This is a genomic window from Methylosoma difficile, from assembly GCF_054657615.1.
The window spans coordinates 120,448-145,051 of record NZ_BAAHYJ010000005.1; the positions used below are offsets into that span (position 1 = coordinate 120,448).

The following is a 24,604-nucleotide window of genomic DNA, read 5'->3' on the forward strand; positions in this document are numbered from 1 at the left end:
GGCTATTGTGCTGATAGTGAAGGGTCTTCGACCGCAGGTTGGGAGTCGTCGTTAAATTTTTGTAAGCTTAAGGATTCGCGTTGATTGTCAACTAACAAGGTGGCTTTGTCATTATCAATCGCTTCTAAAACAGCACCGCCCGGTAAGGTTTCGTTAAGCCGGTAAATCTTTTGGACATTGTCTTCCGATTGGATGATGGCGCGGGTTGCCGTGGGGTGATTGGCTAGCTTGAACACGCCCATCAATTTGAGCTGTAGCTGCGTTTCGGGCGGTGTTTCGGTATTGCTGACGGGGTTGCTGTCTTGGCCTAAGAGATGCCATTCGCTTATCTGCAAAAAATCCGGCCCGTTTTGTCCGCTCGCCAATGGTTCTTGCTCAAGGCCTGTTTCGGTGCGGGTAGGAATGAGAGCTGCAGATTTTGGCTTCGAAAGCACAGAAGCAAGGCTGGCGATCAGGCAAAGCAGCGAGAAAACGCCCGCCACCAATGGATAAGGGTTGCTGGTTTTGATTAACCTAAAAAGTGCTGATGCTTTCAAAATGCTAAATAATCCGGTTAAAGCAAAACGGCAGAAGGGTTTTTGACTGATTAGGTTACTAATTTTAAGGTGTTGCCCGATCTCGCGGCAAACCTAAGGATCAATGAGTTGACGATCAAAAATAGCTGCTGGAATGTCCTCAAAAGGCTTATTTTTGATATTTTCATCAAGTTTATATTTTTCAGTCAGATAACTCTTTAGCCATTCGTCGGCATCAAGATGGCCCCGAAAATTATCATCCAGCTTGCTGAGCCGTTGTTTTAGCAAATGCGACGGCACCAGCAGCAACTCAATATCACACATCGCAACATATTTATCGGCATTTATATTGTTGCCGTTAATGATCTTTTCTAGCTGGTTGCGCTTAAGCCCCAAGGTGTTATTGATTTCAGCCCTGATTTCAAGCATGGCAGGCAGCAAATCGCTACCGGTACAGGCATCATCAAAAAGGCAGTGAAACCGGTTAATCATATAGTTGATTGAAAAGCGGTAAATATCAGATTCCCGAACAAACAGCCGGCTGGCGATAGCCTGCACTGCCGCGCGGTCACTGTTGATGATACGCAGGGAAATGATTTGTTTTAAGTCATTCAACGCTTAATTCCTTTGTTTATTGCTTAAGACCAATACGAGCCAACAAAAAAATTAATCAAAAAAACAAGAACTCGGAAGGAGGTTGTTATGAAAGCTGGCAAAAGCAAAAGATAAAGGAAAATTATTACAGTAATACGACAGGCCAATGTTTGGCGGGCAAAAACCCAAACGTAATACGTTTGTAATACGTTTCAGCAAAATTTAACGAAGATGTAAAGAAAAAAAATTAGGCGCTGTGAAACAATAATGCGAGTTGAAAGCACGTGCCAGTGCTTAAGGGGTCATGAGAAAACTCTCTTAAGGGCTGTGGGTGTGGGCGGCAGGGCTTGTGTATTAACGACGGGTCGATTGTAGCTCAGGTTGCTTAAACACGGAAGGCTAGTTTGCCAGATTATAAGGAGTGTTGATTTAGGTAAATGCCGGCCGCCTTGAATGGGTGCAGCAGAAATCTTTCTTCAAGTTTTATCAATTGGCTACCTAACGCAAATTAATGGGCATTAGGTAGAAAAATATCTTTATCTTACGAGGAATAAAAATGCAAAAGTTATTATTAGGCGCTGCTGTGGCAGCGGCTTTGTTCGGTGGCGCTGCCAACGCAACATCTTTCAATGCTAACGGCACACCAAATTTGTCTGCTGGCGTTACTGCTGTTGTTTATCTTTCAGGTTCTTCTGCTTTGCAGGAAGTTATTGAAAGAGCAATGTTGGACACTTCTTCCAATTCAATCTGTGCTTCTGGTTCAGCTAGAAAATATGCTGATGCTGCAACCGGCGGTAGCGACCAACAAGCTTACTACTGTAACTTGAATGCCGCTAACACTTCAGTGGCTTCTTATATGTCAGCTACTGGCAACTCTGAAATTTTGTTGTTCAAACGTAACAACGGTGGTTCATTGCAAGGTGTTTATCCTGTCACTAACGCAGTGGCTATCGAATTCTTGAAAGCGGATGCAGGACAAACTTGTACTACAGGTGTTGCGGATACTGTTTTCGGCACAAGAACCAACTGTAACTATGCTGCAAACTCTGCTGCTACTCCAAACAACACAACAACCGTACCAACTTTCGGTTTGTCTGACACCAGCGCCAACTTGTTCACAGTAGCTAGTGAAAACGCGCCAACTGGCACACCAGCATTCACTGCTGGCTACAAAGTAACACCCGCTGTCGGCGTTACTTTTGGTATCGTTGCTAACACAAAATTGCGTAACGCTCTGCAAGAAGCGCAATTCGGCGTGGGCAACGCTTGCGTTGGCTCAGAAACCGAAGCGTGTATGCCAAACATGAACTCAGATTTGATTGCTGACATTTTTGCTGCATACCCAAAACCAACTGCACCATTGACTGTTCCAGTTAAAGGCGCAGGCAAAATCAGAGATTGGACTCAATTGAAAGTCGGCGCAAGCAGCAACTTGTTTGCCAATGCCAGCACTGCCAACAAACCAGCCAGCTCAAAAATCCATCTTTGTACACGTGCTATCGGTTCAGGTACTAAAGCCCAGTTTAACGCAAGATTCTTGAACACTGTTTGTTCAACTTCAGGTGTTAACTCTGTGCAAAATGCTGACTGGCGCGGTTCTAGCGAATCAGGACAAACCGATTATAGTGCTACGCCTATCTTGGAAACAGCAGTTAGACCTATCGTCCATGCAATGTCATCTAGCGGCGGTTTGACTGAATGTTTGGATGAGTTGAACACTGGTGACCAAACTAAATTGGCAGCGGGTTCTTTCAACCCAGGTACTGCTTATGGTTCAACTGCGGCTACTGCAACCCGTTGGGCGCTTGGCTACCAAGCGTTGGATAAAAACGCTAGCCTTTCTTCAGGTTACCGTTTCATCAAAGTTGACGGTGCTACGCCAACTTTGCAAAACATTGCTAACGGCAGATACCCTGATTGGGTCGAAGCGGATTATATTTACAGAAGCACCACTCATACAACCAATCCATTGGCTGGCAATGATTTGAACTTAGTTAAAGCAATTATTACTTCTTTCACTAAGCCAACTGTATTGAGCGTGATTAACACCAACACTGCAAACCATACTTTTGGTATGAGTGGTGTATTGGCTGTTCCGTCAACTACCAACGTGGCGCCAACGACTGGCATTGTTAACCTCGCCAGCCCAATCAACCCAATCAGTTATGCGATTTACCCAGGCACTACAGCAGCTACTCAATCAAATGCTTGCCGTAACCCATTGGTTTACTCAAACAACCCTGCGAACAATTCACAAGGCGTTGTTTTAGTACCTTAATAATGGCGGCTTGAGCAATCAGGCGACATTAGATAGGACTAGTCCGAAGTCAGTCAAGCCAACCGTCTTAGGCGGTTGGCTTGACCCTTTTTAGGGGTTTTGTAGTTTTTGTCATATTTGTGTCATCAAAATTTAACATGGCGGACTATACAATTGGGCTGTGTTATACATCACAGATTTTTCAGCTGAAAATAAATAACAGCCATTAAATACAATTGTTTAGAAACTTATAAAAAGTATTCAGGATTGTTTGCCTTTTAATTAGGTTTTCATTTAAACAGTTTATATTCAGTTCGACCTATCAAGCATTGATAGTTTCATCGTCGAACAAAACACCAACGGGTAAGCGGATAAGCCGACAATTATGCGATTTAAAAATTTTGAGCAAAGTATTGCCTTTAACACCTTGGCTTTATGCCTTTTAGGGAGCTGTTTAAGTACAGTCAATGCAGCGGAGGCCGAAGCGCCAGCGGCTGCTTTTGACTTAATGGAGTTAAGGGTTAAAGGCAATACTTTACTTGAGCGTAAAGAACTTGAACGTACGGTCTACCGTTTTTTGGGGCCTAAAAAAAGCATTGATACGGTAGAACAAGCGCGCACAGCACTTGAAAATCTATACCGGTCAAAAGGTTATCAGACCGTGGCGGTTGATATTCCTGAGCAAAATGTCGATAACGGTGTTGTTTACCTGCAAGTGGTTGAAGGCAAGGTCTCGCGTTTAAGAATTAAGGATGCCCGTTATTTCTCTCTAGGGCAGATTAAAGCAGGCGTACCGGAATTGGCGGAAGGCAAAGTGCCGAACTTGCCGGTTATGCAAAAACAGCTGGCGGCATTGGGCGGACAAAGTCCTGACCGGAAAATAACCCCTGTTTTACGTGCCGGTGAAACTCCTGGCACCTTGGAAGTCGATCTGAAAGTTAAAGATGAATTGCCTTTGCATGGCAAAGTGGAACTTAACGGCAGAAATACCTCATCGACCAGTTTGCTGCGTTTGATTTCGTCGGTCCATTACGACAACTTATGGCAGAAAATGCACAGTGCCTCGTTGATGTACCAAGTTTCACCAGAAGAAAGCCAAGAAGTTGATGTCTGGGCGGGTACTTATGCCATGCCTTTGACAGATAGTGGCGCCCGTTTGGCTTTGTATGCCGTCAGTTCGTCATCCAGTTCACAAGTGGCAAGTGCCGGTTCGTTGTCGGTTTTAGGTATCGGTAAAATTTACGGCATTCGCTTGGTAAAACCGTTGACGGGTTTGGATAGCTATTCGCACAGCTTCACCATTGGCGCAGATTACAAAGATTTCCAAGAAGATTTGGTGCTTCAAGGCAGCGATTCGCTAAAAACGCCGATTGCCTATGTGCCTTTCATGGCGCAATACAGCGGCTCGGTTCGGGATAAAGGTTCGTTTACCACGTTTAACACCGGCATTAACTTCTCGTTGCGTGGCGTCGGTAACGATCAGGCAGAATTTGAAAACAAGCGCTTTAAGGCGCGTGCCAACTATGCCTTCATCACCGCCGGTGTAACACACACGCACGATTTGCCCTTGGATATGCGGTTTATCGGCAAGTTGAACGGACAAGCTGCGGATTCACCTTTAATCAGTAACGAACAATTCTCTTTAGGCGGTATGCAAAGCATCCGAGGGTACTTTGAAACCCAAGCGTTGGCGGATAACGCTGTTAGCGCGTCATTCGAGTTGCTCAGTCCGCATCTTGCGCCGCTGAGTGTTGACGCTATCAACAAATTGAACGCCTTGGTCTTTATCGACGGTGGTTCGGGTTGGATAAAAGATGCCATTCCTGGCAATAAAACCCACTATGAATTAGCCAGTGCTGGTGTGGGTATGCGTATTCAAATGCTTAAGTTTATCTCGGGCAATTTGGATGTAGGCTTTCCAATGATTGACTTGGATCCCGTCAAAAGTGGCGATCCTAAAGTGCATTTCAATATTGTTAGTGAGTTTTAATTCACTGGTTTTAATTTAAAAGGCTAACTATTTGACGGTATCAGCCGTTAAACAAACCCATTTGTAGGTAGACATTGTCATGGTCAACAAACCCAAAACATCAGCATCCATCGTTTCACACGAAGCCTTTAAGCTAGCGCCGTTATCCGCTTCTATCCGCATGGCGATTGCTGGCGGCATGTTTATGGGGTCGGTGGCATCCACTGTTAATGCCGATTCGGCAGATGCCGCCATTGCAGCCGCCCAAGCCGCAGCGACTGCCGATGTGACATCCTCAATTACTGCTGCGCAATCTGATGCGGCGGCAACGGCTGCCGCCGCTGTGGGTACGGCGGGTTTAAGCCCGGGTTTGGCGCCATTGCCAGAGGCTAATGATGCCGCAACGGCGGCGGTGACGGTACAAAATGCCGATGGCACCAAAACCGATGTCAATATCCAAGACCGTGACAATGCCATTTTAAATTGGAAGTCGTTCAACATCGGCACCGGCCATGAAGTTGAATTCCATCAAAAAAGCAGCGACTCCATTGCCCTTAACCGTATCTTCCAAGAAAACCCCAGTGAAATTTTGGGTAAATTGACCGCTAATGGCCAGATTTACCTGTACAACCAAAACGGCTTTTTGTTTGGTCAGGAAGCCGTCGTCAACACCAGCTCTTTTGTCGTTTCTAGCTTAAACATTACCGATGAAGTGTTGACTGAGGGCATCACTAAGCAAACCGATACGGATTCATCAAACCCTGCTTTAGGTAATGACAATTCCGATCCGGCGACCGCGGCAAAAGCCGATGCCAAAATCAAAATTGAAAAAGGCGCAAAAATCAAAGTGGGCGACGATGGTTTGGTGCTGATGGCTTCATCAAAAGTCCAAAACAGTGGCTCGATTAGTACCGGTAATTTTGGTCAAGTCATTTTGGTGGCTAGCCAAGACAAAGTGTATTTGCAGCCAGTCAGCAGCGACAGCCAATTTAACGGTTTATTGGTTGAAGTGGATACCGGCGGTAAAGTTTCAAACTTAGGCGATATTTTAGTCAAACAAGGCAACATCACTTTGGCGGGTTTTGCCGTCAAGCAAGATGGCAAGCTGACGGCAACCACGTCGATTAAAGAAAATGGCTCGATCAGGTTGCTGGCAAGGGAGCAGCACGGCTTTACTGGCAGTCAATTGGTTGCCAACAAAACCGACCGCAGCGAAGCGTTGGATGATGGTTTGGGAACCAGCTCAAGTGTGGAATTGGGTTCTGGCAGTGTTACGCAGATCATTGCTGACGAAAGCGGCGGTACTGCAATTGACGCGCAGGAGCAGCCGCAATCGCGTATTGATATTGTCGCCGATCAGATTGTTTTTAAAGGCAAAGATGACACCCATGCCGGGGCAAGCATTGTGGCACCGGGGGCAAACGTCAATATCATCGCCACTAAAACTCCAGATGTAATTAATTCGATTACCGGAAAATTGAATTCCTATGCAACGGATACCTCCAGCAAGAAAAGCCGGGTAACCCTTGAAGAAGGTGCGTCAATAGACGTTTCTGGCAAAACCGGCGTTAAAGTGGCAATGGAGCGTAACGTTGCCGAGATTTCGGTGCAAAGTTACGATTTACGCGATTCGCCAGTACAAAAGTCGGGCATTTTAAAAGGCCAGACGATAAAAGTTGACTTAAGGCAAGATAACGAGATTCTCGATACCAGCGGTGCAGAAGCCCGTATCCAAAGAAGCTTGGATGAACGCCTAAGCGAAGGCGGTACGGTCAATATTGAAACCGGCGGCGAAGTGGTCGTCAATGAAGGCGCGGTCATCGACATTTCCGGTGGTTCTATTGAATATCAAGACGGTTATATCAACACCACCAAGCTGATCGATAAAAACGGTCAATTGACCGATATTGGCAACGCCGACCCCGATCAGACTTATACCTCCATTTATGGAACCGTTACAGAAACCCACTCCAAATGGGGTGTCACCGAAACCTTCCATACCAGTGCCTTTTTTACCAAAGGCCGTTTTGAAAAAGGTTATGTCGAAGGTAAGGATGCGGGTGAGTTAAACATCAAATCGCCATTAATGTCTTGGAGCGGCGAGTTAGTAGCGGGTACTGAAGTCGGAACTTACCAGCGCACCGATGATAAAGCCCCGTTTGGCGGTTCATTCACCTTTAACGAAAATGTGGGTGACAATTTATACTCCGCGCAAAATATTATTTTCCAAGAAATAGCCGCCGCTACAACGGTTGCCACAACAGAGGCTTTCCCCACCACTGATGGCAAGCCGAATGACATTATTTTCTCTGAAGACTTTGTTAACCGCTCAGGCGTAGAAAACATTGTTATCAAAACCCGTGGACACGCCAAAATTGCGGCGGATGCCGATTTGGCCCCCGATTTCAAAAACCATTCCGGTGGTTTGTTAGAGATAGATGCGGCAAACATTGATGTGCAAGGTAATATCTATCTTCCCGGCGGCGACATCAAACTGACCTCGACTGCTTACGCCAATGATGCCGATTCCGGCACGATTACCGTCGCTGAAAACAGTGTGCTGGATGTTTCCGGACGTTGGGTGAATGATTACCAAAAAGGTTTCGACACGGCCCCTACTGAACCGCTGACGATTGACGCCGGCAGCATCACACTGAGCGCCCAAGGCGATGTCAATTTGAATACAGGGTCGCAGCTTAAGGCCAATGGCGGCGCTTGGTATTCGCTAGACCAAGAGTTGACGGCAGGTAAAGGCGGCGAAATCAGTTTGTCATCCACGACAAGCGAATTTGATCAGAATGCCAGATTGCATTTGGATGGTCAGTTGTCTGCCCAAGGCATTGAACAGGGCGGTAAGCTGACATTGAACAGTCCTGATATTTTGGTTTCTGGCAAACAACATCCGGTTGCAGACAGCACCTTGCTGTTAACGGTTACTGACGGAAATTTTGATGTTGCCAAAAATGGCGGTTTTAGTGAAATTAATCTGGCAGAAGCAGGTGAGTTGGTCATTAAAAGTGACACCCACTTAAAACCCATCCAACAAAATAATGTCTTGCAAACCGGTTTTGCCGCCCAAGCCAGTGGCGCATCTTTGGATGCTTTCAGCAATTTGGAAATCTTGCCCGATCAAAACCGCAACGCGGTTGACTTGAGTTTTTCGGGGGGCGCCGGCGTGTCAATGCGCACGGGCAGCACCATTCTTGCTGATAACCGCGCCAATATCACCTTAAGTTCAACATCGACAAAAGGTGTTTATGTTGACGGAACCATCAAGACTTCGGGCGGTAATATTACCCTGCAAATTATTGGTGACCCTGCTCAGACATATGATGCCAGGCAGAGCATTTGGTTGGGTAGCCATGCCAAGTTATTGGCAAGAGGCAAGACTCTTTATGACTTGCCGGATGCCTTGGGCAGACGCAGCGGTGAAGTTTTGGATGGCGGTAACATTACCCTGACCGCCAATCGGGGTTATGTTATCCAAGAACAAGGCGCACTGATTGATGTGTCCGGTTCCCATGGTGTCATCGACTTGCCGGTTGCCAATAAGGCCGGTACGGCAGTAGATCGTTATCAAGCCACAGATGTCGGTTCCGATGCCGGAAAGATCAGCATTGCTGCTGCCCAAGGCATTATTTTAGATGGGGATTTAAAAGGTTTTGCGGGTTCAGAAACCAATAAAAATGGACGCTTGGATTTCTCCGTGGGTGAAAATATAGTTGATAATGCAGATAGGGACGCGTTTCCAGGCGCATTTCCTGAAAAAGAAGCCACCCTTAACGTAACTGAAAATAAAGCCCAGTTGCTGGATGAAAACCTTGAATATGGCGACTTGCTGGATAACTTCAAAAACAACCCTGACAGCATCAATAAGGAAAGCAGTTTAAACGGCAAAGCTACCATCAGTAGCCAACAAGTCCGTGAAGGCGGTTTTGATGATTTGCGTTTAGCCAGCAGTGGTCAAATCCGGTTTATAGGCGATGTCGATTTGGCGACCAGATCGCGCATTGATTTGTCCGCAAAAACCATAGGATGGAAAGCCGAAACCGGTTCATCAGCAAAAACCGGTGATGTAAATATTGACACGGCCTATTTAAAAATTGGCGACGAGCTTTCCAGATCGAATACCACCGCACTCACCAAAGGTAAAGGTGTGTTTACCGCCCATGCGAATTCGGTTGATTTGGTGGGGGCAACGGTTTGGAATGGTTTCGATACCATTAATATCAACAGTGACCACGACTTAAGGTTGGTGGGCTTTGATAATCAAATAGATAAAGACCATCCGGGTTCTATGGCGACCGCTGCCGACATCAATTTGTCTTCCAGCCAGATTTATCCGTCTACACTGACCCAATTTACCATTAAGGTCGATAGCACGCTGAATCCGGACGGTGCCATTACCATTACCGGAAAAGATACCGATACCTCGCCTTTAGCTGCCAATGGCGTGCTGAATGTTGAAGCGCCTATCATCAATCAAAACGGTGTGCTTAAAGCCGCATTTGGCACCATTAACCTGACCGCCAGCACCAGCTTGACTTTAGGTGAAAACAGCGTCACTTCGGTTTCGGGCGATGGCTTGTTGATCCCGTTTGGTCGGACCCTAGGCGGAGTGGCGTGGATTTACCCTTATCTTGAACCATCCAGTGTTGTTTACAATAACTCAAGTAGCTCAACCCAAATCCAAACCAAACAGATCAATTTAAAATCACCGTCTATTAAGCAGCAGAAAGGCAGTGTGGTTGACATTTCGGGTGGCGGTGATTTGCTGGCCTATGAATTCCAATCAGGTATTGGTGGTACCTACGATTACTTAGATACCACGAGTTCCTCCTATAACGGTGGCTTTGCCATTGTGCCTTCGCAATCATCGGCAATGAATGTTTCCGATCCATTGCAAAATAAGGCTGTTGATCAGTTGTCTTCCGACCAGCAATCCTTATATGAAGTCGGCAGCACTGTCTACTTGAGCGGTAACGACCAGCTGGCAGCCGGTTATTACACCATTATGCCCGCCCGTTACGCCTTGTTGCCGGGGGCGTTTTTGGTGACGCCACAAGCCAATTCCACCGATACGGTTGTCAATACCAAAACGACGGATGGTTTGACAATTATGTCCGGCTATTACGCCAATACGGCAACCGGTACGCGCGATTCCAGAACAACCGGATTCCTCATCGAAAATGGCGACCAGATTAGAAGCCATTCCACTTATGACGAAAACACCGCCAGTGAGTTTTTCACCCAAAAAGCCATTAGCGATGGTGTTGATACCCCACTGATCCCTAAAGACAGTGGGCAGTTGTATTTGGAAGCCCAAAACCAATTGCTATTGGAAGGTAGCATCAATTCCGCTGCCGCCGATGGGGGCAGGGGGGCCAAGGTTGATATTTCCTCCAACAAAATTGTGGTGGTCAGTGAGCTTTCTGGTTCTAACGCCAATGGCCTGGAAATTAAGGCCGATGATTTGAAAAACCTCAATCTTGACAGCCTGTTGTTAGGAGGGAAAAGAAGCCGCAACAACACCACCGGTGAAACCGATATTGCTGTGAATACCGATTCGGTAACGGTTGAAAATGGCGTCAATTTAAAAGTGAAAGATTTGGTGTTGGCAGGCAAATCTAAAGTAGAGGTGAAAGAAGGCGCTTCTATCGTGGTGAGCGACAAGGTCAATACCGGCGATACCCAGTTAAACGTCACTGGCAATGGCGCGCTGTTGAGGGTGTCTGGCGACCAACAAGTCACCTTAAACCGTACGTCAATAACCGGTACGAAAGGCGATTTGATTTTGGCTTCCGGTTCCACCATTAGCGGTGAGGGCAGTGCCTTGCAATCGGTGCTGTTGGATGCCAGCCATTCGATAGATTTGTCGGGCGATATTCAAATGCAGCAAGGATCGCTGAGCTTGAACGCCAACGGCATTTCTATTGGTGAAGTATCGGCTTTGACCGATAACAGCCTGAAACTGACCAACAGCCAATTGGCGAACATCAATGTTGACGAATTGCTGCTCAACAGCCGCAGCACCATCAATTTCTATGGCAACGTCGGTCAAGTTGCCGATGACGGCAGTTTGTCGGCATTGGCTTTCAACAACCTGACCTTAAGCGGTGCGGGTGTCAACGGTTTTGAGAATGCCGGTAAAGCCGTCAAAATTCAGGCAGATTCCTTAACCGTACAAAACACGTTGACGGCGACTAGCACCTCCAGCGGCACAGGCAGCGGCACCTTTGATATTAGCGCCAAACAATACACCCAAGGTGCGGGCAATTTTGCTGTCACCGGCTTTAATACCGTCAACATCAAAGGCCAGAATGCCGATGCCGGTGGTTTGGCTTTTGTTGCCGATGGCAAAAGCAAGCTGACCGTAGCCGGTGACTTGAATGTCACGGCTGATTACCTGACCGCGACAGGCGGTTCGGTATTTGCTATTGATGCCACCGGTCATCAGGCGAATTTTGAACGTGCCGCTTCAGCAAAAGCGTTCACCACAAACGTTTACGGTGCAGAAATCAGCGTTGTGGCAGATTCCGTCAACTTCAACACCTTTGCTGAATTGCCATCCGGCAAACTGACGCTACAAGCGCTGCAAGGCGATGTTACCGTGGGGGCCAATGCCACGCTGGATTTGGCAGGCCGTGCCGTACAGTTTGCTGATGCCATCCAATATACTTCCGGCGGTACGTTGAGCGCGCAGGCCGATCAAGGCAGCGTCCATTTGTTGGCGGGGTCTGCAGTTGATCTCAGTTCAGGTGGCGGCGGCACCCGTGGCGGTAAATTGGTCTTGAAAGCCGCCAATGGTTCGGTCGAATTGGCTGGACAATTGAAAGCGACAGGCGGCAGCGCGCAAATCGACCAGAAAACGTTTTTCGGTAGCCAAAACTTTGACTCGATGATGGCGACACTGGCAAGCGCCGGTGTTTCCGATAGCATTTATTTCCGTTCCCGCGAAGCTGACATCATCCAAAGCGCGGGCAAACAAGTGAACGCTAGCAGCATCAGTTTGGTGTCCGACAAAGGCAGCATTGACCTTTCCGGTACATTAAATGCCAGCGGCACAAAAGGCGGCACTATCCAGCTGTATGCAGGCGACAACATTAAATTGCGCGATGGCAGTGCGTTGTTGGCGAAAGGCTCTAGCGGTAAAGGCGGCAAAGTCTTGCTGTCCACCGTGGATAACGATGCTGATGGCATGGGGCGCATCAGCGTGATGGGCGGTTCAAAAATTGACGTGGGCGGTGCAACGGCAGCCAAAGGCGGACAAGTTGAATTGCGCGCTTTACGTAACGGCACAGGTATCAATATTGATCCGATTGCCGGAACAGTGACAGGCTATAACCATTTTTATGCCGATGCCGTGCAAAAGTACGGTAATGCCGACATCAGCAATGGTGAGATTACGGCGGATGTCATCAATACCATTAAAAACGACACCGACAGCTACATGAGTACGGCTGAAGTTGATTTAGGCTCAGGCATTGTGTTGCGCCCGGGTGTTGAAATTGACTACGACGGCAATTTGAGCTTAAAAGAAAAATGGGATTTGATTGATTGGAAATATAACGGTGAAGCCGGCAGCTTGGTGATTAGGTCGTCGGGAGCCTTCAATATTGAAAGGCCGTTGACCGATGGCTTTGCTTATTCGTCCTTATACGGCTTAGAAACCGTAACCGCTGGCGAGTCTTGGACTTACCAGTTGTCTGCCGGTGCCGATTTGCAATCGGCTGACAGTGTCGCCACCATCAAAGCCGATGCCAGCACCTTGGCGGCAGGCAATGCCGATTTGAAAATCGGCAATAAAGAACGCGCCAACAGTATCTTAAGGGATGTCTACGTCAGGACCGGTACCGGTGACATCACCTTGGCGGCGGGCGGCAATATCATTTTGACGCGCCAATTCTCAACGGTTTATACCGCAGGCAGACAAGATAGCAGCAATCCTTATGGCAGCTTAACGGACGATATTGTGGCGGGTTATATCCCCGTGGAATATCCGATTGACGGCGGTGATTTAACGCTAAACAGCGACAACGACATTATTGGGGCCAACAGCAACCAGGTGATTAGCTCAACAAGTTTCCGGACTTGGCTAAAACAACTGGCGGGTGGCGTTTCCGCATCTGGCGAGAAGCTGGCTTCTGCTTGGGGTATCGACTTTACCGATGCGTCTGGCTTCCAAAACTTCCAAGAAAACGTCGGTTCATTTGGTGGCGGCAATGTAACAGTCAATGCCGCAGGTAATGTCAGCGACTTGTCGGTGATTATGCCGACCACCGGTAAACAGGTGGGTGAACTATCCGGCTCTTATGACCCTGACACAGGCTTGCCGCTGTTCACCACCAACGAGCTGGAAATCAACGGCGGCGGTGAGATGCTGGTCAATGCCGGCGGTGATATTGCTGGCGGCGTCTATCTGTTAGGTAAAGGGCAAGGTACTTTGAACGCGGGTGGGGCAATTACCGGCGGCGAACAATTCACTGCTGCTGGCAACGTCTTTCAATATGCGGTTGGCCCGCAACTGATTATGGGAGATTCCCAGTTCAGTTTGAATGCCAATAGAGGTTTGGGCGTGAATGCGGTAACCGATGCCTTTATTGCTGCACCGGCATCACAGTATTTTAGCTATTCTGAATCAAGTAAATTGTCGGTGAGTTCGCTTTCGGGTGACATCAAATTAGATAACAACACCGAAGCGCTTTCGTTTTTTAACGGTGTATCAGAAAGTCTTCTCAGCTTAACAAAAATATATCCGGCTTCCTTGGAGGCAACGGCATTTGGCGGCAGCCTGTTGTTGTCGGATATTACCTTGTTCCCTTCAGCAACATCGACGCTCGATGTATTTGCCAAGGATAATATAAAGGGTATTTCAACAAGTGTATTGGGAGGTATCTCACTGCTGGATTCGGATCCAAGCCTTTTGCCGACAGTCACCGCTCCGTACCAGTCTCAAAATTTAGAGGAAATTCTTTCTCAGTTTGCACTGACGACTTTAACGTCTACAGCACAAAATATCCTGCCAATCCTTCATTTGAACGACACCCAATCGGCTAGGGTGGTTACTCAAGAAGGCGATATTGATGGCACAAGATTCCTTATCGCCAAAAAAGCCATCATCCAAGCGGGTCGTGATATTAAAAACGCTACCATCAGCGTGCAAAACAACAATGCCAATGACTCCTCAGTTGTTGCCGCTGGTCGGGATATTATTGTCACCACTACGGTAAACGATGCGGGGTTATTAAGCGTGGGCCGCGCCGGAAACTTAGGTATTAGGGTCAGCGGTGCGGGTGAGTTGTTGGTTAAGAGCGGGCGCAATATTGATTTGGGCGCGTCATGGGGTATCCGTTCGGTAGGCAACCAAATTAAGGCCGACTTGCCGGACACCGGAGCCAACTTAAATATTGTGGCGGGTTTAAATAGCGGTGCTGCCGATTACATTGGCTTTGTTGATTACCTTTCCGATCCTGCCAATAACTTGAAGTTTGAACTTTATAAAGACGAGCTTACTGAAGTCAAATCGCTCATCACCAGCTATATGCGTATTTATTTAAGTGATGACAGCTTAAGCGAAGAGGCGGCGCTTGCTGCCTTCAGAACCCTTAAACCCGATGATTACCTTGCCATTGAACCGCAATTGAACGCGGTCTTGGGTTCGGTCTTGTATAGCGAAATCAACATTGCTGGTTCAGCTTCGGCGTTGGACAAAGCCGCTGGCAACGCAGGTGCCTACGATGCCATTGAAGCCTTCTTCCCAGGAACGGATTGGAAAGGTGATTTGAGTTTGGTGTTCAGTACCATCCAGACCACGCGCGGTGGCGACATTAACTTGATGGTGCCAGGCGGTTCCATTAACGCCGGTTTGCCGTTTGCGTTCCCAGGGTTGGTAAAAGCCTCATCCGAGCTGGGCATTATCACCCAAGCCGCTGGCAGCATTAATGCGATGGTCAATGACAATATTGAAGTTAACCAATCGCGCATCTTTACCCAAGGTGGTGGGGACATCCTGCTTTGGTCTTCAGAAGGCGACATCGATGCGGGTCGTGGTGCGAAGTCGGCACTGTCTGTGCCTGAGTTAGTGGTTGAATACAAAAATGACAGGCGCGTCACGACCATCCGCCCCGCTGTATCGGGTAGTGGTATCAGAACCGCGAACAGCGAGGGGGTTGACAGCGATGGCAATCCTAAAAAAGCCGGTAACGCCGCCTTGTTTGCCCCTAAAGGTGTGATTGATGCGGGTGAGGCGGGTATCGGTGCGGAAAACGTGACCATTTCTGCCACCGCCGTCAGAGGTGCAAACAATATTGATATTGGCGGTGTTGGTAGTGGTGTTCCTGTTGCGCCTACCAGTATTGCCGCCGCCTTAACTGGGGTCAGCAATATTGGAGCTAACGTCAGCCAAGTGGCCCAAGCGTCAGCCGATATGTCGGAAGACACTAAATCAAAACCTAAAAATGTAGCTTTGGGCGTGCTGAGTGTGGATGTTTTGGTCAGCGCTGACTGCAAGTCCGAAACAGGCTGTAAAAACTAATAAAAGCAAAACCACGTAACGCTATGGCCTGATCTGAAACCAGGCCATAGCAAGCTTTTGTTTGGTTCTTTGCTAACGGATTTTCTAATTACTTAATAATTAACGTTTAATGTTTTTTATTAATAATTCTGTAACGAATTTTAGTGATAATTCAGGTATTAATTTAAGTAGGAAATAAATGATGAAACGGTTTTGGTTTTTACTAATGTTTTTGGTCTTGTTGCCCAACCTTGCTTCGGCCTGGTGGAATGACGATTGGGGTTACAAGAAAAAAATAAGCTTGGATACGCAAAAGCTTCAACAATCAGGCGTAACCATCCCTACTGACGCATTTGCATTAGTAAGATTGCACACTGGTAATTTTTCATACTTCCTTGATTTGGCTGAACAAGGCAAAGACCTCCGTGTTTTGGCTGGCGATGAAAAAACGCCTTTGAAGTTCTATATTGAAAAGCTCGACACTGTCAACGAAATGGCGTTGTTGTGGGTAAAACTGCCGCAAGACATTGCCACCCAACCTGAGCCAGCATTTTGGTTGTACTACGGCAATGCAGAAGCAGTTGACGGACAAGACGCTGCCGGTTCTTTCGCCGTAGGTGAAGTGTTGAGCTACGCCTTTGCTGCCGACGGCATTAAAGATTTGACCGCCAACGCCAACAGTCCATCGGAAGCCACGGCTACCGTCATTGAAGGTGGTTTGATTGGCAGCGCCGCGCAATTCCAAGGCGGACAAGTTATCCGTATTCCTGCCACGCCTTCTTTGCAAATGTCGCCAACCAACGGTTGGACATTTGATACGTGGTTAAAATTTGACCAGCCACAACAAAATGCAGTGTTGTTTCAACGCACAGCGGCAGCTGGCGGCATTACAATTGCCGTTAGAGATCAAAACGCCGTTTTGGAAGTGAGTGGCGATGCCGGAAAACAAGAATTTACAGCAACCGCGCCTTTAGCGGTGGGTGCATGGCATCATTTGGCGGTTGCTGCCACGGCTGGCGAAATTAAAGTTTATGTCGACGGCGTTGCCGCAGGCAGCTTTCCGTTCGCGCTTTCAGACCTGACCGGTGAAATCACCATTGGTGCGGATTCGATTGCCGCCAGAGGCTATGTCGGTTTGTTGGATCAATTGAACATTTACAAAATCGCCCGTGATGCCAATGCCATCAAGTTTGATGTCGATATGCAAGGCGCCAGTTCAGCAGTAGTGGCTTACGGCGAAGATTCAACACCCGATAGCGAAGAAGGTGGCGAGTCTTATGTCATGGCAACCTTAAAAAACGTCACCATTGACGGCTGGGTCATCATCGGTATTTTGGCGGTGATGTTCGTCATCAGCTGGATTGTGATGGTGGTCAAAGGCATTGTTTTAAGCAGCATCCAAAAATACAACAAACGTTTTGAAGAAGCGTTCAGCAAATTGGGCGTCCAAGAACTGAGCAGTTTGAACAGCCAAAATGACGATGACGATTCTGAATATGAAGAGTCGCCTTTGTTGTTCTCATTAACATCCAAACACAAAGAGTTTTCAGGTTCATCCATTTATCGCGTCTACCATGTTGGCGTCGAAGAAATGAACAAACGTTTGCTCAAATCAGGTGTGGGTTCACAAACCATTTCAGAAACCGCCATGGCGGCTGTTAAAGCTTCTATGGATGCCACCATGATCCGCGAACTGCAAAAGCTGAACTCACAAATGGTGTTGTTGACGATTGCCATTGCCGGTGGCCCTTTCTTGGGCTTGTTGGGTACGGTTGTCGGGGTAATGATTACCTTTGCTGCGATCGCGGTCAGCGGCGAGGTTAACGTTAACGCGATTGCACCCGGTATTGCGGCAGCTTTGACAGCAACGGTTGCTGGTTTGGGTGTGGCGATTCCTGCGCTCTTTGGTTACAACTATTTGGGTAGCCAAATCAAAATCATTTCTGCTGACATGCAAGTGTTTGTTGATGAATTCATCGCCAAACTGGCTGAACAGCACACTTAATCATACGACAGGCAAATCATCATGAAAGTACAAGAAGATAATGCGGCGTATGACGAAATTAACGTTACGCCAATGCTTGACTTGGCTTATGTATTGTTGGTTGTGTTCATTTTGATGACAACGGCGGCAGTACAGGGTATTACCGTCAACTTGCCAAAAGCCAGTGACACGCCCAGTTTGTCCAAACCACAAACCAAAGCGATCACCATTACGGCGGACGGTACGATTTATCTGGATACCTATCCGGTGACGATGGATCAGCTGGAATCGACCTTGCAGCAATATAAAGCAGTCAACCCTGCATTGCCCGTGGTCATCAAAGGTGATGCGGCAGTCCAGTACGTCAATATTGTCAACGTCCTCGCCTTGCTAGGTAAATTGGATATTACCCAGATTGGTCTTGTGACCCAAAACCTAGTCAAGTAATACAACCGCATGACAACTAAGAAAAGCATTAAAGCCTATCTTCCCATGACCGTTGGCGGCATCGTTTTATTAGCCGCCATCTGGTTTATTGTTGATTTTATAAGCAACATGGAAGAAAAACCGGCAAGAAAAGAAAAAAAAATACAGCCGATTACTTTGCTGAAACCGCCACCACCTCCGCCACCGCCACCTAAGGTTGAGGAGCCGCCGCCTCCAGAGCAGGAAAAAGTTGAGGAAGTGCAGGAAGAAGCCGAACCAGAACCCGAAGAAATACCCGATGTTGCCGAGCCGCCACCGGGTGATTTAGGTTTGGATGCTGAAGGTTCGGCGGGTTCGGATGGTTTCGGCTTGGCTGCCCGTAAGGGGGGTAAAGGCTTATTGGGTGGCGGCGAAGGCGGCGACCCCTTTGCTTGGTATCACGGCATCATCAAAAATGAAATTCTTGATTTATTGTCTGAGAACGAAGAGTTACGTAAAAAAGACTACACCGCAATCGTGGAAATTTGGGTAGAACCCGATGGCACAATCAAGCGCTTCCAATTATCAAAAGGCAGTAACCATCCTGATATTGACGAATTGTTGGCAAAAATGATTGGCAAATACAAACGGGTGAGTGAGCCTTCCCCTCCGGGAATGGCGCAGCTGGTCAAATTAAGAATTAAATCAAAAATATAAACAGTTATTTTTACAGGTAAAAATATGGATAACAAAAAGCGGTTGTTGGCTTTTACACTTTGTGGTTTGGTCGGCGTTGCTAACGCAGGCGAAAAAGAAGAGCTATTAAAGCTGCGTAACACCACAACCAACCTCATCAAAGAATTGGTAAAACAGGGTGTTTTATCTGAGAAAGTAGCTGATGAAATGATTAAAAAAGCGGAAGCGGATGCGGAGCAGCAAACCAAAACCAGCACCAGCGACCAACCCGCCGAAGCCGGTGAAGTCCGCGTCCCTTATGTACCCGATTTTGTTAAAGACGAAATCCGCCAACAAGTGCGTACGGAATTGCGTGCCGATGTGGTCAGCGATGTCATGAAAGAAGCCAAAACCCAGCAATGGGGCGTACCCAGTGCGCTGCCCGAATGGATCAACAAATTTAAAATTTCGGGTGATTTGCGTTTGCGTTCGCAAGGCGATTACATGGGTAGTGACAATATTATCCAGGATGAAGAAAAAAGTCTAAATGCCAATTACTATAATGCTAATGTTATCAATAGTGGCACTAACAACTACGATACTCGGGATGCCTTGATTAATACTAATGATGACCGCCAACGCTTCCGCGAACGTTTAAGGCTGTCCATTGATTCAAAAGTGGCGGATAACCTGAAAGCCGGTATCCGTCTTGCCACCGGTGTCAATGCCACCACCAGCCTCATGGATCCGGTTTCGACCAACCAATCTTTGGGCAACTACGCAGGTCAATATCAGTTCAATGTTGATCGGGCTTACCTTAAATATGACGCGGTTGATAAAGATGGCTTTAAATGGCTGACCGTTTCCGGCGGCAGGATCGCCAACCCTTGGTATGTCGGCGGTGGCGAGTTTACCGCAGGCAGTGAATTGGTTTGGGATACTGACTTAAACTTTGAAGGTTTCGCCATTACCGCCCGCCATAGCTTGGCTACCGAAGGCGGCATCCACGAAAAAAGCGACGACAAACATTTGGCCTACGCAACTTTAGGGGCTTTCCCATTACAGGAAAGCGCCCATGATTCGCCAGGCAAATGGTTGTTTGGTGGTCAGTTGGGGCTGGATTGGGGCATGGATAACCAAGACTTTTTCCGCTTAGGTGCTGCTTATTATGATTACCAAAACATTAGGGGCGTGGTAAATAACAATACGACTACCAACGCAAACGGTGAAAATTGTAGCGTCAACTCCAATGCGGTGAATTTCTCAAAAACACAATTTACGCAAGGTGGTAATGATCTTGTCTCGTTGTGTGTTGATGCGAATGGCAACCCCGGCGATTTCGGTTTGGCTAGCGACTTTAAAATCGTCAACATCAATGCCGCTTACGATTTTGCCGCTTTTGCACCTTACCACGTCATATTGGCAGCCGACTATGCTAAAAACGTCGGATTTGATCAAAATTCAGCAATTGCTAAGGCTAACAATATCACTGACAAAACTGATGCTTGGCAAGTACGTATCGATGGTGGCTGGCCAAAAGTTGACCGTTACGGACATTGGAATGTCTTTGCCTTGTATAAATTCGTACAAGCCAACGCGTTAGTGGATGCGTTTACCGATTCCGACTTCCACTTAGGCGGTACAAATGCCAAAGGTTGGGTCATTGGTAGTAACGTAGGCTTGATGAAAAATGTTTGGTTCACCGGCAGATGGTTAAGCACCAACGTTATCAATGGCCCTACGTATTCTGTTGATACCTTGCAGCTTGACTTAAATACGAGATTCTAAAAATGGCAGCCATGAAAAGTAATCTTGTTGGAACACCTGTATTGCTGGTTCTTGTTGCCGCGCTGGGCTTTTCCGGAAGCCCATCAGCCGCTGTCCGTGACAATAATGGCGGTGGTGGCAATGCCAAAATTGTCGCCAAGCTACAGTCGATGGTGCAGGATATTACCGCCGAGCGCGACCGTCTGAAGCTTGAGAACGAGAAAGTTTTGGCTGATTTGGATAAGCTGAAAAAAGAATCGGAAAAAGATAAGGCTGCTGTGGTTGCGGAAAAGGAAAGCTTGGATCAGGCTTTGGCGGCGCAAAAAACCAGTACCGATGATTTGCAAGGCAGGCTTGAAGCCACCACGGTGCGATTGAAAGAGGTGATTGAAAAGTACAACGCCTTGAACAAATCGAAAGCTGAATTGACTGCCCAGCACGGCAATTTGTCGAATAAACAACAAATGACGTCGTCGGAATTGAAAACCTGCGAAGCAAAAAACGTCAAGCTTTACCAAGTCAGCAAAGAGATTATTGAAGGTTATAAAAGCTGCCAAAACCGTGGGATTATAGACACACTTGTCGATTCCGAACCGGTTTTGCAAATTAATAATGTTGAGTTTGAAACCTTGATGCAAGAGTTTGAAGATAAACTTAACAAGCAAAAATATGCCCCAAAAGATATTAAATAATATCTCCTCTGCGATAAAGTAAAATCGTCCCTTCATGTAAAAGCTAATATCTTATGGGTATTAGCTTTTATACATCAAACATCGTAAAAGTCGTTTTTTAGTCAATTAATTTTCAATTAAAGGTTTTTTAACCATTAACATGGAGGTTAATATTCTGTGATTCACAATATTTAGCACCACCATTCGTTTATTCGCCAATATTCAATCCAATAAGGTTATTAATCAAGCCTATGCTTAAGTTATTTATACACATTATCGTTTTCGGCTTTTTGTTGTCTTGCGACAGTAACCAACAAAAAATTGCCCATTTATTGGATGAAGGCAAAGCGCTTTATAAAGCCGGTGATTTGGCGAATGCCCAAGTTTCATTTAATAATGCCTTGGCGATTGCTGAAGATCATATTGATGAGCGTTACCAAATTGCCGATGCTTTATATGCGATGGGCGATATTGCCAGCGCTTCCCAACAATATCAGGCGATAATAAAAAAAGACGATAAGCAAATTACTGCCCGGATTAAATTAGGCCAGATTTTATTGTTGGCAAACAAGCCGGACACCGCCGAACAATTGGCTAAACAAGCCTTGGCTATCGAGCCGGACAATGTTGAATTAAAAGTATTGCTGGCAAAAGCTTATTCCGCCCAAAACAACACTGACGCAGCATTTGTTGAAGTGGAAGCAGCCTTGCAAAAACAACCTGACCACGAAGGCGCATCGGTTTTATTGGCTTCGTTGTTGATAAAATCAGGCAATCTTGACAAAGCGGCGGGCGTGTTGCAGCAATTGATTGAAAAATCACCAAAAGCTATCGCGCCCAGATTGCTTATGGCGGATTTGTACATCAATGGCGGATCAGTGAAAGAGGCTGAGGCGCTTGTCAATGCCGTCATTCAGATTGAACCCAAGCAATTGGAACATCGCAAACGCCTTGCCATTTTGCTGATTAACCAAAAGCGTGTTGACGAGGCCGAGAAATTATTGCGCTTAGCCGTTAATGAGCTGAACAATGACGAAGACGCGGAACTCTTGTTGGTTAATTTTTTAGCCAGCCAAAAAAAGCCCGAAGTGGCGGTTGCCGAACTGATCCCCATGATAGGCCAGCAACCCACGCATTATCAGTTAAAGTTTAAATTGGCGGAGTTGCAGCTGGCCTTAAAGCAGGCCGATAAAGTAGAAGAAACCTTGAAAGAATTACAGGCGGTTGATGCCAAAGCCGTTGCTTATCAGGCTAAAACCAGCCTTGCCCGTTTATACGTGGCAAGTAACCGTTTGCAGGAAGCCAAGCCGTTGGTGGCTGAATTGCTCGCCAAACAAGCCGACAATACCGATGCTTTGTTGTTGCAAGGTGAAATTGCCATCGCTGAGCGGCAATTGCCCGATGCTGTGGCAACCATCCGGAAAGTTCTTGCCGCCCAACCGCAAAATATCAAAGCCCTCAGTTTGTTGGGCAATGCCCATTTGCTGGCGAACGATTGGCTTTTGGCAAGGGAAAATATCGAAAAAATTGTTGAATTGTCGCCTAAAGACGAAACTGCGCGCGAACGTTTGGCAAGCATTTGGTTGCGGATGGGCGACCCTCAGAAAGCCTTGCAGCAATTGGCGGTGCTTTTTAAACTTAACCCTAATAACCGCAGTGGCTTGGAGTTGTTGTTTAAAGTCTATATCGCCGAAAAACAATGGGATAAAGCCCAGCAAGTGGCCCAGCAGTTCCAAGGCAGTGATGCCGAACTGGCTACCGGCTATTTCTTATCGGGTTTGGCGTATCAGGCCGAAGGCAAAACCGATAAAAGCATTGCCCGTTATTTGCAAGTTTTGGACAAACAGCCGTTGGCGGTTGAACCGTTAACGCAATTGGTGAAAAGCTATTTGGCGCTTAAGCAGTCCGATAAGGCAATTGTCAAATTGAACGAACTGATTAAGCAACATCCTGAAAATTTTGTTGCTTGCAGTTTATTGGGCAATGTCTACAGCCAAACCAACAAGCTGCCCGAGGCCATTAAAGCCTATCAAAAAGCCATTGCCATCAAACCGGACTGGCCTGGTCATTACCGCAATTTGGCGTTGGTTTACCAATTGCAAAATCACGAAGCGGAAGCCATCAAAACGTTGCAGGAAGGTTTAACAAAAGCGGGCGAGCAACCGGATTTGGTGGGCGATTTGGCGTCGATTTACCATCAAAACGGCGAACATGACAAAGTGTTGGCCTTGTATGAAAGTGTCTATCAGCATCAACCCAAATCCTTGTCCGCCATCAATAATTTGGCGAGTTACCTGACCGATTACGGCACCGGCGAACCCGCGTTGCAACGTGCGGAACAATTGGCTGAAAGCCTGGAAAAAAGTAACGATCGGTTTGGGCTGGATACCGTGGCTTGGATTGCCTATAAAAAAGGCGATTATGACAAAGCCGAGCGGCTGTTGTTAAAAGTTAGCCAACAAAACCCTGATGAAGCGGTCAGCAATTATCATCTGGGCATGGTGTATTTTAAGAAAGGTGATAAAAACCAAGCCAAAATATTCTTGGAAAAAGCCATCAACAAAAAAAATGAGTTTAATGGCTGGGAAGAGGCAATGAAGACTTTAAAATCGCTGAATGGCAATTAGCTAATGGTGGGCGGGTTTGTACCCGCCAGGCTGGCGCGATAAGCGCGCATCAGCATCAGGAACGCCAAAAAATCATACAAACCGTGGATGAGAATGGGTGTCAGCAAATTGCGCCCATCGCCATAATCCATCGACAAGCCCAAGTAGATGCCGACCAGCGTGGCAAGCAAAGCATAAAGCGGGGTCATGGCATGAACCACACCAAACAAAACACTGCTGACCAGCAAACCGACCGAATAGCCCCACGCATTTTCTAGCCACGGTTGGATCACGCCGCGAAACACCAATTCTTCGGAAAGCCCGGCAATGGCACCTAAAAGCAGCAAATCCGTCCAATCATAACGGTTTAAACCGGGTCCTAAGGTTTTTAACAGCAATTCGCGTATGGTGTTGACCGACTGGGCTTGGAGCTTTTGCATACCCATAAACATCAGAAATAACGGCACAGTACCCAGTACACCGTAAAGCAAGGCCGTTTCGGAAAGTTGGATTGTTTTAAAAGGGTTGATACCGGCTATCCAGCCTAAGATAATGGCAAGCAAGATCAACGAGCTTTCAAACAAGAAAGCTTTCTTAAAAAAATCATCGTATTTAAAAAAAGAATGGTCCATTTGTTAACCGCAGGTT

Annotated in this window: 12 protein-coding genes; 9 read left to right on the forward strand and 3 right to left on the reverse strand. The window is 47.0% G+C overall.

Annotation, left to right across the window (positions count from 1 at the left end):
• Positions 1–2: 2 nt before the first annotated feature.
• Complete coding sequence (locus ACYQ1O_RS14020; RefSeq protein WP_459992573.1) at positions 3–536, reverse strand: type II secretion system protein N; 534 nt, start codon at positions 534–536, stop codon at positions 3–5.
• 93 nt (positions 537–629) lie between these two features.
• Positions 630–1,130 (reverse strand): hypothetical protein, encoded by a 501-nt coding sequence (locus ACYQ1O_RS14025; protein WP_459992575.1) that lies wholly within the window; start codon positions 1,128–1,130, stop codon positions 630–632.
• A 535-nt stretch (positions 1,131–1,665) separates the two neighbouring features.
• Here ACYQ1O_RS14025 and ACYQ1O_RS14030 point away from each other — a divergent pair.
• The 9 genes from ACYQ1O_RS14030 to ACYQ1O_RS14070 all read left to right on the forward strand — a co-directional run bounded on the left by ACYQ1O_RS14030 (position 1,666) and on the right by ACYQ1O_RS14070 (position 23,977).
• Positions 1,666–3,387: a hypothetical protein gene (locus ACYQ1O_RS14030; RefSeq protein WP_459992576.1), complete on the forward strand. Its 1,722-nt coding sequence runs from the start codon at positions 1,666–1,668 to the stop codon at positions 3,385–3,387.
• A gap of 364 nt (positions 3,388–3,751) precedes the next feature.
• Complete coding sequence (locus ACYQ1O_RS14035) at positions 3,752–5,356, forward strand: ShlB/FhaC/HecB family hemolysin secretion/activation protein (RefSeq protein WP_459992579.1); 1,605 nt, start codon at positions 3,752–3,754, stop codon at positions 5,354–5,356.
• A 79-nt stretch (positions 5,357–5,435) separates the two neighbouring features.
• Positions 5,436–15,869, forward strand: coding sequence for a filamentous hemagglutinin family protein (locus tag ACYQ1O_RS14040; RefSeq protein WP_459992580.1), 10,434 nt, complete (start codon positions 5,436–5,438; stop codon positions 15,867–15,869).
• Between the two features lie 178 nt (positions 15,870–16,047).
• Positions 16,048–17,853: a DUF2341 domain-containing protein gene (locus ACYQ1O_RS14045; RefSeq protein WP_459992582.1), complete on the forward strand. Its 1,806-nt coding sequence runs from the start codon at positions 16,048–16,050 to the stop codon at positions 17,851–17,853.
• Between the two features lie 21 nt (positions 17,854–17,874).
• Positions 17,875–18,279, forward strand: coding sequence for an ExbD/TolR family protein (locus ACYQ1O_RS14050; RefSeq protein ID WP_459992583.1), 405 nt, complete (start codon positions 17,875–17,877; stop codon positions 18,277–18,279).
• Between the two features lie 9 nt (positions 18,280–18,288).
• Positions 18,289–18,954: a TonB C-terminal domain-containing protein gene (locus ACYQ1O_RS14055; protein ID WP_459992585.1), complete on the forward strand. Its 666-nt coding sequence runs from the start codon at positions 18,289–18,291 to the stop codon at positions 18,952–18,954.
• 24 nt (positions 18,955–18,978) lie between these two features.
• The gene (locus ACYQ1O_RS14060) at positions 18,979–20,700 is read left to right on the forward strand and encodes a putative porin (protein WP_459992587.1); all 1,722 of its coding nucleotides are present in this window, start codon (positions 18,979–18,981) and stop codon (positions 20,698–20,700) included.
• An 11-nt stretch (positions 20,701–20,711) separates the two neighbouring features.
• On the forward strand, positions 20,712–21,371 hold the full coding sequence (locus ACYQ1O_RS14065; RefSeq protein ID WP_459992590.1) for a hypothetical protein: 660 nt from the start codon (positions 20,712–20,714) through the stop codon (positions 21,369–21,371).
• A 230-nt stretch (positions 21,372–21,601) separates the two neighbouring features.
• Positions 21,602–23,977, forward strand: coding sequence for a tetratricopeptide repeat protein (locus ACYQ1O_RS14070; protein WP_459992592.1), 2,376 nt, complete (start codon positions 21,602–21,604; stop codon positions 23,975–23,977).
• Here the strand turns inward: ACYQ1O_RS14070 and ACYQ1O_RS14075 are convergent.
• A complete protein-coding gene (locus ACYQ1O_RS14075; RefSeq protein ID WP_459992594.1) occupies positions 23,974–24,588 on the reverse strand; it encodes a CPBP family intramembrane glutamic endopeptidase in 615 nt (204 codons plus the stop codon). The genes ACYQ1O_RS14070 and ACYQ1O_RS14075 overlap by 4 nt on opposite strands.
• Between the last annotated feature and the right edge of the window lie 16 nt (positions 24,589–24,604).

Coding starts and splice junctions, on each gene's coding strand:
- ACYQ1O_RS14030 (WP_459992576.1), top strand. CDS start 1,666: ATGCAAAAGTTATTATTAGGCGCTGCTGTGGCAGCGGCTTTGTTCGGT.
- ACYQ1O_RS14035 (WP_459992579.1), top strand. CDS start 3,752: ATGCGATTTAAAAATTTTGAGCAAAGTATTGCCTTTAACACCTTGGCT.
- ACYQ1O_RS14040 (WP_459992580.1), top strand. CDS start 5,436: ATGGTCAACAAACCCAAAACATCAGCATCCATCGTTTCACACGAAGCC.
- ACYQ1O_RS14045 (WP_459992582.1), top strand. CDS start 16,048: ATGATGAAACGGTTTTGGTTTTTACTAATGTTTTTGGTCTTGTTGCCC.
- ACYQ1O_RS14050 (WP_459992583.1), top strand. CDS start 17,875: ATGAAAGTACAAGAAGATAATGCGGCGTATGACGAAATTAACGTTACG.
- ACYQ1O_RS14055 (WP_459992585.1), top strand. CDS start 18,289: ATGACAACTAAGAAAAGCATTAAAGCCTATCTTCCCATGACCGTTGGC.
- ACYQ1O_RS14060 (WP_459992587.1), top strand. CDS start 18,979: ATGGATAACAAAAAGCGGTTGTTGGCTTTTACACTTTGTGGTTTGGTC.
- ACYQ1O_RS14065 (WP_459992590.1), top strand. CDS start 20,712: ATGAAAAGTAATCTTGTTGGAACACCTGTATTGCTGGTTCTTGTTGCC.
- ACYQ1O_RS14070 (WP_459992592.1), top strand. CDS start 21,602: ATGCTTAAGTTATTTATACACATTATCGTTTTCGGCTTTTTGTTGTCT.
- ACYQ1O_RS14075 (WP_459992594.1), bottom strand. CDS start 24,588: ATGGACCATTCTTTTTTTAAATACGATGATTTTTTTAAGAAAGCTTTC.